At 54.5% G+C, this 13,032-nt stretch carries 9 protein-coding genes; 6 read left to right on the top strand and 3 right to left on the bottom strand.

Annotated features, from left to right (window positions below; all coding sequences use genetic code 11):
* Nucleotides 1-179 precede the first annotated feature (179 nt).
* Entirely contained in the window at nt 180-239 is a 60-nt protein-coding gene (locus QNN88_RS03235; RefSeq protein WP_105887528.1) for a type I toxin-antitoxin system Ibs family toxin, read from the top strand.
* A gap of 98 nt (nt 240-337) precedes the next feature.
* Here QNN88_RS03235 and yegD read toward each other — a convergent pair whose 3' ends face one another.
* On the bottom strand, nt 338-1,690 hold the full coding sequence (gene yegD / locus QNN88_RS03230; RefSeq protein WP_414238931.1) for a molecular chaperone: 1,353 nt from the start codon (nt 1,688-1,690) through the stop codon (nt 338-340).
* Nucleotides 1,691-1,826: 136 nt separating this feature from the next.
* On the opposite strand from yegD, the gene alkA reads away from it, so the two are divergent.
* Entirely contained in the window at nt 1,827-2,696 is an 870-nt protein-coding gene (alkA, locus tag QNN88_RS03225) for a DNA-3-methyladenine glycosylase 2 (RefSeq protein WP_196010388.1), read from the top strand.
* Here alkA and QNN88_RS03220 read toward each other — a convergent pair.
* Nucleotides 2,664-5,993 (bottom strand): diguanylate cyclase, encoded by a 3,330-nt coding sequence (locus tag QNN88_RS03220; RefSeq protein ID WP_414238930.1) that lies wholly within the window; start codon nt 5,991-5,993, stop codon nt 2,664-2,666. The genes alkA and QNN88_RS03220 overlap by 33 nt on opposite strands.
* 325 nt (nt 5,994-6,318) lie before the next feature.
* On the opposite strand from QNN88_RS03220, the gene udk reads away from it, so the two are divergent.
* From udk to asmA, 3 genes are all read left to right on the top strand, one after another.
* On the top strand, nt 6,319-6,960 hold the full coding sequence (gene udk / locus QNN88_RS03215; protein ID WP_042318055.1) for a uridine kinase: 642 nt from the start codon (nt 6,319-6,321) through the stop codon (nt 6,958-6,960).
* Nucleotides 6,961-7,051: 91 nt separating this feature from the next.
* Nucleotides 7,052-7,633 (top strand): dCTP deaminase, encoded by a 582-nt coding sequence (dcd, locus tag QNN88_RS03210; RefSeq protein ID WP_043000174.1) that lies wholly within the window; start codon nt 7,052-7,054, stop codon nt 7,631-7,633.
* 21 nt (nt 7,634-7,654) lie between these two features.
* The gene (gene asmA / locus QNN88_RS03205; RefSeq protein ID WP_414238929.1) at nt 7,655-9,508 is read left to right on the top strand and encodes an outer membrane assembly protein AsmA; all 1,854 of its coding nucleotides are present in this window, start codon (nt 7,655-7,657) and stop codon (nt 9,506-9,508) included.
* Between the two features lie 123 nt (nt 9,509-9,631).
* Here asmA and QNN88_RS03200 read toward each other — a convergent pair whose 3' ends face one another.
* The gene (locus QNN88_RS03200) at nt 9,632-11,215 is read right to left on the bottom strand and encodes a TerC family protein (RefSeq protein WP_414238928.1); all 1,584 of its coding nucleotides are present in this window, start codon (nt 11,213-11,215) and stop codon (nt 9,632-9,634) included.
* 675 nt (nt 11,216-11,890) lie between these two features.
* On the opposite strand from QNN88_RS03200, the gene QNN88_RS03195 reads away from it, so the two are divergent.
* Nucleotides 11,891-13,027, top strand: a complete 1,137-nt coding sequence (locus tag QNN88_RS03195; protein WP_196010338.1) for a polysaccharide export protein — start codon at nt 11,891-11,893, stop codon at nt 13,025-13,027.
* The last annotated feature ends 5 nt before the right edge of the window (nt 13,028-13,032 follow it).

Genomic DNA, 13,032 nt, shown 5'->3' with positions numbered 1-13,032 from the left:
TCATCCGAATGGCGGCGTGCTTTGCGAGGCGTTACGCAACAATCATCGCCGAAAAAGGCGCATGAGAAATTGTGCGCTACAGTGGCGGCACGGCAAAAAGGAGGTAAGCCACGGATTTCAGCAGGACGCTGAAACGGGAAAGCCCCTCCCGAGGAAGGGGCCAAAATAAGGAAAGGGTTATGATGAAGGTAGTCATCATACTGGTGATACTCTTAGTGATTAGCTTACCGGCTTACTAAGACACCAGGGGGAGGGGAAACTCTCCCTAACCCTCACTCCTGAAACTAAGCCACATGAACCTTAATGTCAATCCATCTGCGTTCAGCTTGCGAGGCGTTTAGCGGAATACCACCTCAGCCCAGCGTGCCAGTCCTGCGGTAACGGAACCGAAGTCATCGCCACCCGCAATGGGAATACCCGGCAGTTTGGCGGTCAGCGCTTTTTTGATAAGCGGCGAGCGGGCGCTACCGCCGGTCAGATAGATGACGTCCGGTTTCTCCTGGGCGTTATCCAGCGCCAGTTGCACCTGCTCCAGAATCCGTGCAAGCGGCTGATCCAGCGCGTTCTCCAGCCCCTGTTGCGTGATGAGGGTGCCCAGATCGTCGCGGATAAACGAAAGCGTTGCGTTAACCTCAGGCTGTGCTGACAGGGCGATTTTGCTCTCTTCGGCGCTGCGGACCAGTCGATAGCCGAGACGCTGACGCCAGACTTTCAGCAGCAGCGCCACCTGTTCCGGTTCGCGGGCATCGCGTACCAGGTCGTTCAGCAGACGGCCCGTGGCGCTGCTGTAGAAATCGCTTTGCGCCGGAACGTCGTTGATCGCCACCGCGTTCCACCATGGCAACACCGGGAGGGCGATTCCTTTCTCGGTGTCTCCTCCCATCCCAAGCTGTGGCATCAGGTTTTTAAAGGCCAGCGCGATATCCAGATCGTTCCCGCCAACGCGACAGCCGCTGTGTCCCAACAGGCTGGACTCGCGATCGGCGCGGTGATGCCACTTTGGCCCCATCAGCAGTAACGAACAGTCGGTCGTCCCCCCACCGATATCCACCACCAGGACCCGTTTTTCTTCCTGCAATGTCGCTTCGAAATCCAGTCCCGCCGCCACCGGCTCAAACTGGAAGACAACATCCTCGAAGCCGGCGCGTTTTGCCGCACGTTCAAGAATGCCCTGCGCCTGACGGTTTGCTTCATCGCCGCCTAATCCCTGGAAGTTAATGGGGCGTCCAATCACGGCCTGGGTAATGGCTTCCGGCAGTTGGTTTTGTGCCTGTTGGCGAATGTGCAACATCATTGCGCAGACTAAATCTTCAAACAGCGCGACTTGCTGAGGCTTCAGCCCGTTGGCACCCAGAAAAGACTTCGGCGATTTAACGAAATACACCTCTTCCGGGTCGTCAATATAGTGGCTAAGCGAGGAGAGCCCAAACTGTACGCTGCTGACGTGAACGTCAATGTCCTCGTCGCGATTGAAGCGAATGGCCCGACGCAGCAGCGCCTGCGTTTCATTGTCTGGGGTCGGAACACCATGATGGCGGTAGAGCCATTCGCTCACCGATTCACGCGTCGGCGCGCAAAGCATGGAAGGCAGCAGCGTACTGCCATTTTCCATTTTCAGCAGTTGCGGCTTGCCGTCACGCATGATGGCGACAGAGCAGTTAGCGGTACCGTAATCAAATCCAATAAACACCTTAAAAATCCCCATGCCAGTGAAGAAGGGGCGTGACTTTAGCGAAATGTCGCCGTCGCGACAACTGGAATATGAAAGCAAAGCACAACGTCTGAATAGCGTTTATGCTGAAGGTTTGCAGAAAAAGGAGTTGAGGATGTTTACCCTGAGCTGGCAACCGCCATATGACTGGTCATGGATGTTAGGTTTTCTTGCCGCACGTGCCGTCAGCGGCGTGGAAACCGTAGAGGCATTACGTTACACGCGGAGCCTGGCAATAGGGCAACACAAGGGAATCATCGCAGTCGTTCCTGACACGGTGACGAATACGCTTCAGGTAACGCTGAGTGACGGGCTGTTGCCGGTTGCGGATATCTGCCTTGAGAAAATGGAGCGACTGTTCGATCTGCGCTGTAAACCACAGCAGATCAGCCAGGCTTTAGGTGAACTGGGGGCGGCGCGTCCGGGGCTGCGACTGCCAGGCTCGGTGGACGCCTTTGAGCAGGGCGTTCGTGCGATTCTGGGCCAACTGGTGAGCGTCGCGATGGCGGCAAAGCTGACGTCGAAGGTTGCGCGAGTGTATGGCGACACGTTAGCGGACGCGCCAGAGTATGTGTGTTTTCCGACCCCTGAACAGCTTGTTGCCGCCGATCCGCTGGAACTGAAAGCGTTGGGTATGCCGCTGATGCGCGCCAACGCGCTAATCCATCTGGCGCAGGCCGCGCAGAATGGGACGCTGATCGGTCAGCCGCCGGAAGATATTGAACAGGCAATTAAAACGCTACAGGGATTTCCCGGGATTGGTCGCTGGACGGCAAACTATTTCGCCCTGCGCGGCTGGCAGGCGAAGGATGTGTTTTTGCCTGACGACTATCTGATTAAACAACGTTTCCCTGGGATGACTCCCGCGCAGATCCGCCGCTATGCGGAACGCTGGAAACCCTGGCGCTCCTACGCGTTACTGCACATCTGGTATACCGAGGGATGGCAGCCGTCAGTTGATTGCGAAATAGCTGGTGTTGAGTAGCAGATCCAGCGGTTGCGCTTCGGCGATGATATCGCCATAAATCTGGTCGATACCAATACCTGACAGCGTATCCATGACGATCGGCGTTTGCACGGGTCCCGCAAGGGTTTTCATCCCCAGACGCTGGGCGTGCCCCTGAATAATCGACACCAGCATTTCATCCATCATATTGCCGTGAATGCTGGCGCTCAGTTCACTGTCGAGCAGCAGGTAATCCGCAATACCTTTCGTCATCAGATTGAAGATCTGCAGATCGCGGCCAATCTGGCTCAAAATGATGCGACACTCTGCCTGACGTAGTGTCTGCATGGCGGCAGTGCTCTCCTGCGGATGCAGTAACAGCGCTTCCGCAGGCACAATCAGATGCAGCAGGCGTCCCGGCAGAGCGCTCTGCTCCAGTTGAGCCAGAAGTTCGTCAATGAGCGTTGTGCTGATTAATCCCGCCGCCGAAAGCGGCAGGGCGACGCTGAGTCCTTTGCTGGCAACCGCCGGGGCGGCATGATGGAAAAACTCATGGAGTACGCGGCGATCCAGCGCATGGTTAAGCGCCGGATCGGCTAAGGTTGTGCGGAAGGCCTGTTCTTCCATGACTTCCCCTTCGCTGGTCCACAGTCGCAGCGAGAGAAGCCAGAAGTTGCGCGTTTCGGGAATGCGCGGGGAGGCCACACCGCGAGCGACCATTAACAGAGGGTTATCTTTAATCATCCGCCACTGTTCATCCAGCGACATCATCGCGCGCTCGTGATGCGCCTGCTCTTGTTGTGGTTCATACACGGTCACCTGACCGCGCCCGCCATTTTTAGAGGCATAGCAGGCGATATCTGCCTGCGACATCACCTCAACCGCCTGGCAGTTGTTCTCGTCAATGAGCGTGATTCCGGCGCTGGCGCCAATGCGATGCAGGCGGCCTTCCCACATAAAGTGGTAATCGTTGACGGCGTTAATGATCCGCGTGGCGATAAAGCGCGCGCTTTCAATATTGCACTCCGGCAGCAGCAGACCAAACTCATCGCCGCCCAGACGCGCCAGCACATCGCTGGAACGCAACATGCTGAGCATCAGTTGCGCCAGTTCCCGCAGCAGTGCATCGCCCGCCGCGTGACCGGCGCTGTCATTTACCGCTTTAAAACGATCAAGATCGATAAAGACCAGCGCGTGGCGCTGATGCGCAGTGCGCACGGTTTGCAGCAGCAGCTTCAGTTTGTTTTCAAAGCTAGCCCGGTTGGTCAGGTGGGTGAGGGCATCATGGGTGGCGCTGTAGCTCAGCTGACGCAGCATCTTACGCGACTCGGTGACATCCTGAATCACCAGCACCGAACCGATATTGCCGCCGTCCAGCGTGCTGAGCGGAGTTATGCTGTAGTGAATATCGTAACTGCCGCCGTTGCGGCAATGGAGAACCACATCCTGTTCAATGGCGGAACGGGACATATCGGCGCTGTAGATATTTTCCATCAGCGGGCCGTTGTCGCCAAAGGTGATCCGCAGTACCGTCAACAGCGGTACGCCAATGGCATTCTCTTGCTGCCAGCCGCTCATCTTCTCGGCGACCGGGTTCATAAAAGTGACCTTCATATCAACATCAATACACACCACCGCTTCACCGATGGAATCCAGCGTAATGTGCAGACGTTCTTTTTCCTGAAACAGCGCTTCATTCAACTGCTTCACTTCTGTCATGTCCATGTTGATGCCCAGCAACCGCTCGACCTCACCGTCTTTATTCAACACCCGGTTCGCCAGTGAGCGGATATGGCGGACGCCGTCTTTTACCGCAATGCGAAACTCCATCTTAAAAGGCTGGCGGGCGGCTAATGAGTCGCGAACCACTTTTTCTGCATACTCTCTGTCTTCCGGGATAACGCAGTCGTACCAGACAGACCAGGTGGGTTTAACATGGACGGGGACCTCATACAGTTCGAACATGCGCTGATCCCAACTGATAACGTCGGGTTGCAGTTCCCACTCCCAGATCCCAATGCCGCCCGCTTCATTAGCCAGGGTGATGCGTTCCATCAGCCGTTTGTTGACCCATTCGGTATGTTTGAGATCGTTGATGTCTTCAATCTGGGCAATAAAGTAAAGCGGCGTGCCGTCCGGGTGACGGACCAGCGAGACGGCCAGCAGCGCCCAGACCACCTCGCCCGCACGGGTGTAATAGCGCTTCTCCATCGAATAGCTATTGATGTCACCGTCCACCAGCATGGCGAGCTGTTCCAGATCTTTATTCAGATCTTCCGGCCAGGTGAGCTGCTGAAAGGTCAGCGAGCGTAACTCATCCTGCTGATAGCCCAGAAACTGGCATAACGCTTTGTTGGCCTGTAGCCATTGTCCTTCCGTACCGACCAGCGCCATGCCGATCGCCGAATATTCCATCGCATTGCGAAAGCGCTCTTCACTTTCTGTAATGTGCTTACGCTCAGCACGAAAGGCATACATCACCATCGTCATGACGTTTGCCGGCAGGAGAATCATTAAGAACGGCAGCCACGGCAGGTTGTTCATCACATGCACTTTGGGCGTGATCAGCAGCGTGGGGTCGGCAGCCATCATGAGCGACACCATCATGACGGTGGCGAGGAAGATAAGGAAGGCTTCCACCCGCGGTAATCGCACGGCGCTCCACATCAGCAATACGATCACCAATGTGAAGGGCCATGGAACATACTTCATGGCAAACCAGCTCAGGACTAAGGTCACCATCAGCGTGAGCAGCGTTTCAAGGAACAAACGCGGATTGCGGTGGCGCAGCAGGTAGTGCGGTTTGAACAACAGACCCAACGGCACCAGCGCCAGCGCGCCAATGGATTCTGACAGCACCCAAATCAGAAACGCTTTCAGCGGCGTCTCATGCGGCGATAACATCCAGACCAGAATACCACCCAACAGAGGTGGGATGACCGCACTGCCAAAGGCAAGACGTAGCCAGTCATTGAGATTCTGTAACGGGTTATACCAGGGTAATAGCTTACGCAGCAGCATGGCGCCGACGATGGCTTCAATAATGTTGATCGCGGTGTAGGTAAAATTCAACGCGCCAGGCGGGAACAGGACCAGCGATGCGCCAATGCTCCCTAACGAGCAGGCGAGCGCAATTCCCGGCCACATTCGTCCGGCGTGGCGGTAAAAGGCCACCATCATAATTGACGTCGGGAACCAGAGCGGGGCGAGCTGGGCGCCAAACTGGGATAATTCGAGCGAGAAAAGGGTAAAAATAAACGCCGCCAGTCCTAAACTGACGAAGCGCAGCAGAGGATGCGGCAAGGTAACTAAAACATGTTGGGATGGTTTACTCATTACCCTGCTTCCGAGTGGCCGGAACGTCGCGGAACGCCCGGACGCATCGTAGTTATCTCTGTTTATGCTAGTACAAACAATTTACAATTTATATCCCGGTTGCTCATAATTTGACATTATATGGCGATTAATTACTGCGAATTCGGGGTAATTCCGCGGGTTGCTCCAAATATGTACAAATAAATTTGCGACAGGGAATCATGGGGCGCTAAATACACTCCCTGCTATCTCGACTGGTATCGCACGGCTGAAATCCCTATAATTGCCGCGTTTGACGCCCGTGCGGCGTCCCCTTCCTAACCAGGTTATTCAGGTCGCTAAATTTATGACTGATCAGTCCCATCAGTGCGTCATCATCGGTATTGCTGGCGCATCGGCTTCCGGCAAGAGTCTTATTGCCAGTACCCTATATCGTGAGTTGCGTGAACAAGTCGGCGATGAACATATCGGCGTTATTCCCGAAGACAGCTATTACAAAGATCAAAGTCATCTGTCGATGGAAGAACGCGTCAAAACCAACTACGACCATCCGAACGCGATGGATCACAGTCTGCTGTTTCAGCACCTGCAGGCTCTCAAGCGGGGGTCGGCGATTGAACTGCCGGTTTACAGCTACGTTGAACACACCCGCATGAAAGAGACGGTTCGCGTCGAGCCGAAGAAAGTCATTATTCTTGAAGGGATTCTGTTACTGACCGATGCGCGTTTGCGCGAAGAGATGAACTTCTCTATTTTTGTCGATACGCCGCTGGATATTTGCCTGATGCGTCGTATCAAGCGTGACGTTAACGAACGCGGTCGTTCGATGGATTCCGTGATGGCGCAGTATCAGAAGACCGTGCGTCCGATGTTTCTGCAATTTATTGAACCGTCTAAACAGTACGCCGATATTATCGTGCCGCGTGGTGGGAAAAATCGCATCGCCATTGATATTCTGAAAGCGAAAATCAGTCAGTTCTTTGAATAAGCCCGGCGAATTGTGTACCGTTCAGTGATAACCTGGTTTGCCCTTAATGCACAATGCGTTAAGCGCCCGATGCACGAAAGGAGAAAGTGCCATGCGTCTGTGTGACCGAGATATTGAAGCCTGGCTTGATGAGGGCCGTTTGTCGATCAACCCGCGTCCACCCGTTGAGCGTATTAATGGCGCCACTGTGGATGTGCGTCTGGGCAATAAATTTCGCACCTTTAGTGGACATACCGCTGCTTTTATCGATCTCAGCGGGCCAAAGGCAGAAGTAAGCGCTGCGCTGGATCGCGTAATGAGCGATGAGATTGTACTGGCTGAAGGCGACGCATTTTACCTGCATCCGGGCGAACTGGCGCTGGCGGTGACCTATGAGTCGGTCACCTTACCGGCGGACCTGGTGGGATGGCTGGACGGACGCTCTTCACTGGCGCGCCTTGGTCTGATGGTTCACGTGACTGCGCACCGTATCGATCCGGGCTGGTCTGGCTGTATCGTGCTGGAATTCTATAATTCCGGTAAATTACCGCTGGCGTTGCGTCCTGGGATGTTGATCGGCGCGTTGAGCTTCGAACCGCTTTCGGGGCCTGCGCTTCGACCTTACAACCGTCGTGAAGATGCGAAATATCGCGATCAGCAGGGCGCTGTCGCCAGCCGGATTGATAAAGACTGAGTCTGGTCCATTGAGGATAGCATGAGACGATTTCTGACGACGCTGATGATATTGCTGGTCGTGCTGGTGGCCGGCTTCTCCGCGTTAGTATTGTTAGTCAATCCGAACGATTTCCGCGCCTATATGGTGCAACAGGTGGCTGCGCGAAGCGGTTATCAACTGCAACTCGATGGCCCGTTGCGCTGGCATGTCTGGCCGCAGCTCAGCATCCTCTCCGGGCGTATGGTGTTAACGGCGCAAGGGGCCAGTGAGCCTCTGGTTCGCGCGGATAATATGCGTCTGGACGTCGCGCTGTGGCCGTTGCTGAGTCATCAGCTCAGTGTCAAACAGGTGATGCTCAAAGGCGCGGTGATTCAACTGACGCCGCAAACGGAAGCGGTACGTCGCGAAAACGCTCCGGTGGCTCCGAGAGACAATACCTTGCCGGATGTCGCCGAAGATCGCGGCTGGTCGTTTGATATTGCCAGTCTGCGCGTGGCGGACAGCGTACTGGTCTTTCAACATGAAAACGACGAACAGGTTACCGTTCGCGATATTCGCCTGGAGATGGAGCAGGACGAACAGCATCGTGGTTCTTTCGAATTTTCCGGGCGTATTAATCGTGATCAGCGCGACCTTACCCTTGCCCTTAGCGGAACCGTTGACGCCTCCGACTATCCTCATAATTTAGCGGCCAGCATTCAGCAGCTAAGCTGGCAATTGCAGGGTGCCGACTTACCCAAACAGGGCATACAGGGGAAGGGGCAACTGCAGGCGCAATGGCAGGAAGAGAAAAAAACGCTCACCTTCAACCAGATTAACGTGACGGCCAACGACAGTGCGTTAACTGGAAACGTGCAGGTGACACTGAAGGAACAACCGGCGTGGTCGGTCAATCTGCAATTTGCCCGCTTAAATCTCGATAACCTGTTAGCGCCACCTGAAAATGCTGGCAGTACCAACGGCGTGACGGAACAGGGGGGAAGTCAGCCACCGCTGGCACGTCCGGTGATTTCAAGCCGTGTGGATGAACCGGCCTATCAGGGGCTGAAAGGCTTTAGTGCCGATATCGCGCTGAAAGCGAACACTGTTGTCTGGCGCGGGATGAATTTTACCGACGTCAGCAGCCGTATGACCAATCAGTCCGACGTGCTGACCATCGCGGAACTACAGGGCAAACTTGACGGCGGGACAATCTCGCTGCCGGGAATGCTGGATGCGCGTGCACAATCTCCCCGTGTGGTGTTTCAGCCGCGTCTGGAAGAGGTCGAAATCGGTACGATCCTCAGGGCGTTCAACTATCCGATTGCTCTGACCGGCAAGACGACGCTGGCGGGAGACTTTTCCGGGGCAGACATCGATGCGCAGTCGTTCCGTCACAGCTGGCAGGGGAAAGCGCATATTGACATGCGTGACACGCGGATGGACGGTATGAACTTCCAGCAGTTGATTCAGCAGGCCGTGGAACGCAGTGGCGGCGATGTGCAGTCAGTGGAAAACGTCGATAACGCGACCCGTCTGGCGCGCTTTGTGACGGACCTGACGCTGGATCACGGTAAACTGGTGCTGGATAACATGGCAGGCGAATCTGCGATGCTGGCGTTGACCGGGCAGGGTACACTCGACCTGGTCGGACAAACCTGTGACACGCAGTTTAACGTGCGGGTGCTGGACGGCTGGAAGGGCGAGGGTAAACTGATCGACTTCCTGAAGGCGACTCCGGTTCCGCTGCGGGTCTACGGCAACTGGCAGGCGCTGAATTACACTCTGCAGGTTGATCAGCTCCTGCGTAAGCATATGCAGGATGAAGCGAAGCGTCGTCTGAACGACTGGGCGGAGCGAAATAAAGACTCCCGTGACGGCAAAGATGTGAAGAAGCTGCTCGATAAGCTTTGATTAGGCTGATCGTGTTGTGCCGGATGGTGACGCTTCGCGTCTTATCCGGCCTGGACGCTTATCCGGCCTGGAAACGAGATTGTAGGCCGGATAAGCGATAGCGCCATCCGGCACCGTTTAGCGTTATACCTCGTAGTCCATTTCATCCCCGTTGTGTAGCGGAATGATTTGCACCTTCTGCACGCGGTGGCTTTCAACCTGTAACGTTTTGAGCAGGAAATCCCCCACCTGAACCTCTTCGCCCGTTTTAGGAATGCGCTGCAGATACTCCATCAGCAGACCCGCAATGGTGTGGTATTCCCGTTTGTCATCGAGCGGCAGCGGGATATATTGCACCAGGTCTTCCAGCGGCATATGGCCGTTGGCAGTCCATGATCCGTCCGGGTTTTTCTGAATGTCATGGCGGGCGTCGATCTCTTCCACTTCGTTGGGCAGATTACCGGCGATGGTTTCCATGACGTCACTCAGCGTCACAATCCCTTCCACCGAACCAAATTCATCCACAACAAAGGCGAAATGCGTGCGCGCATTACGAAACTGCTCCAGCGCCGGCAGCAGTGGCAGCGTTTCCGGGAACACCAGCGGCTGGCGAATCAGCACCCGCAGATCGAGCGGTTCACCGCGTAGCGACTGCTGAAGCAGATCGATAACGTGCACCACGCCCAGCAGATCTTCTTCATCGTGGCCCCCGGTCACCACCAGGCGCGTATGCTGGTTTTTCTCCAACAGCGCACGGATCTCCTCTTCTGGTGCGGTGAGATCGATATGCTCAATGTCGTGGCGTGAGGTCATAATACTGCTGACGGTACGCTGGTTGAGGTTGAGCACGCGCTCAATCATCCGGCGCTCCTGCGGGTTGAAGATCTGACTGTCGTCATGATCGACCAGCATAGAGGCGGTTTCGGCATCCAGCTCCGCGTCCTCTTTTTTCCCGCTCAACAGACGCATCACCGCTTCGGTCGTACGCTGGCGCAGCGTGTGATTCGCCGACAGGAAACGGCGACGGTTAAAGATAGCCAGCTGGTTAAGCGCTTCAATCATCACCGAGAAGCCAATCGCGGCGTACAGATATCCTTTCGGAATATGAAAGCCGAAACCTTCTGCCACCAGGCTGAAACCGATCATCAGCAGGAAACTGAGACAGAGGATGACAATGGTTGGGTGGCTGTTCACAAAACGCGTAAGCGACTTACTGGCCAACAGCATCAGGCTGATAGCAATAATCACGGCCGCCATCATCACAGCCAGGTGATCGACCATCCCGACGGCGGTGATGACGGAGTCGAGCGAGAAGATGGCGTCCAGCACCACGATTTGCGCCACCACGCCCCAGAATTTCGCCCCTTTGCGCTGGGTGGGGTTGTCGCTGTCCTTCCCTTCGAGTCGTTCGTTCAGCTCCATCGTGGCTTTAAACAACAAGAAGAAGCCACCAAACAGCATGATCAAATCGCGGGCGCTGAAGCTCAACCCGTGCACACTGAATAGCGGTTTGGTCAGCGTGACCAGCCATGAGATTGATGCCAGCAACAGCAGGCGCATCAGCATCGCCAGGATAAGCCCGGTGACACGCGCACGGTCGCGCTGAGCAGGCGGCAGTTTTTCTGCGAGGATGGCAATAAAGACTAAGTTATCAATGCCGAGGACTAATTCAATCACCACCAGCGTGACGAGTCCGGCCCAGATTGACGGATCGGCGATCCATTCCATAGTAAACGTAATACCTTTTGTTATATGACAATTGTCACATTTCGATCATGGATAATGTCGAGGGAAATTGCAATGTCGGGAAGGGATTTATCCCGTTTTCGCGTCGCTGAGGGTATTCATAATACCCATAAAGTTTCCGGCGGGAATAATTGACGGCGTCAGAATATATTTAGGAAATATCGCAGGGTGAGTCAAATAAATAGATATTGTCAACATCAAGTAATTCCTAAAAACTGGCGTTAATTGCGCTTAATATTAATCTTAAAAACAGAGAATAGCAGGCTTGTTACCTTGCCTGCTATAACGTTAGCTGTAACAATTCTTCCAGCGTTAATGATGGAAGAGTAAATATATTAAGTTGGATCCCTTTTCATTAATGACTGACATCCAGAATGCCTTAAGTATTCCTCTGTTATGACAAAGGGTGAAATAACAAGGCTGACAAAAAGATAATCTAATCAGTGCGTTGGTAGCTAAAAAGCCAGGGGCGGTAGCGTGCCTGAACGCCTGGTGACGAATACGCATTATTCTGTCAATAGCTTACGGATGAATTCAATTTTTTTAGGACTGATGCCAGTTAAATTTCTTTTCAATTAACTGCAATGTAAATGTGTACGGCGAAGTCGCTATTTAAATTGCACAGGATAATTACTCTGCCAAAGTGATAAATAATCAATGATGAAATCCAAAATGAAATTGATGCCATTATTGGTGTCGGTAACCTTGATAAGCGGTTGCACAGTACTTCCGGGCAGCAATATGTCTACGATGGGTAAAGACGTGATTAAACAGCAAGACGCTGATTTTGATCTCGACCGGATGGTGAATGTGTATCCACTGACACCGCGACTGGTTGAGCAATTACGTCCGCGCCCGAATGTCGCCCAGCCGAATATGTCGCTGGACCAGGAGCTCGCCAGCTATGAGTACCGGGTCGGGGCAGGGGATGTGCTGAGCGTGACCGTCTGGGATCATCCCGAACTCACCACGCCTGCGGGCCAATACCGTAGCTCCAGCGATACCGGTAACTGGGTTCAGCCCGATGGCACCATGTTTTACCCGTACATCGGCAAGGTCAGCGTGGTCGGCAAAACCCTGGCAGAAATCCGCAGTGATATTACCGGGCGCTTAGCGAAGTACATCGCTGACCCGCAGGTGGACGTTAATATCGCCGCTTTCCGTTCGCAAAAAGCCTACATCTCCGGGCAGGTGAATAAATCCGGCCAGCAGGCGATCACCAACGTGCCGCTGACCGTGCTGGACGCCATTAACGCCGCCGGTGGCCTGACAGAAGTGGCTGACTGGCGCAACGTGGTGCTGACGCACAAAGGTAAAGAACAACGCATTTCACTGCAGGCGCTGATGCAAAACGGCGATCTCAGCCAGAACCGTCTGCTTTATCCCGGCGATATTCTCTATGTACCGCGCAATGACGACCTGAAAGTCTTCGTGATGGGTGAAGTGAAAAAACAGAGCACCCTCAAAATGGACTTCAGCGGCATGACGCTGACCGAAGCATTGGGTAACGCCGAAGGCATCGATCTGACCACCTCCAACGCCAGCGGCATCTTTGTGATCCGTCCGCTGAAAGGCAAAGGCCCCGGCGGCAAGATTGCCAACATTTATCAGCTCGATATGTCTGATGCGACCTCTCTGGTCATGGCGACGGAATTCCGTCTGCAACCGTATGACGTGGTGTATGTCACGACCGCACCGGTTGCACGCTGGAACCGTCTGATCAATCAGTTGCTGCCGACCATCAGCGGTGTCCGTTACATGACGGATACGGCCAGCGACATTCATAACTGGTAATCGTC

Origin of the sequence: Citrobacter sp. ANG330 (assembly GCF_047467925.1) — a bacterium.
Lineage (GTDB): Bacteria > Pseudomonadota > Gammaproteobacteria > Enterobacterales > Enterobacteriaceae > Citrobacter_A > Citrobacter_A amalonaticus_G.
This window is presented reverse-complemented; position numbering and strand designations above follow the sequence as displayed.

Bases quoted from the DNA above. Each gene is read 5' to 3' on its own strand.
- alkA (WP_196010388.1), top strand. From the start codon at position 1,827: ATGTTTACCCTGAGCTGGCAACCGCCATATGACTGGTCATGGATGTTA.
- QNN88_RS03220 (WP_414238930.1), bottom strand. From the start codon at position 5,993: ATGAGTAAACCATCCCAACATGTTTTAGTTACCTTGCCGCATCCTCTG.
- asmA (WP_414238929.1), top strand. From the start codon at position 7,655: ATGAGACGATTTCTGACGACGCTGATGATATTGCTGGTCGTGCTGGTG.
- QNN88_RS03195 (WP_196010338.1), top strand. From the start codon at position 11,891: ATGATGAAATCCAAAATGAAATTGATGCCATTATTGGTGTCGGTAACC.
- dcd (WP_043000174.1), top strand. From the start codon at position 7,052: ATGCGTCTGTGTGACCGAGATATTGAAGCCTGGCTTGATGAGGGCCGT.
- QNN88_RS03200 (WP_414238928.1), bottom strand. From the start codon at position 11,215: ATGGAATGGATCGCCGATCCGTCAATCTGGGCCGGACTCGTCACGCTG.
- udk (WP_042318055.1), top strand. From the start codon at position 6,319: ATGACTGATCAGTCCCATCAGTGCGTCATCATCGGTATTGCTGGCGCA.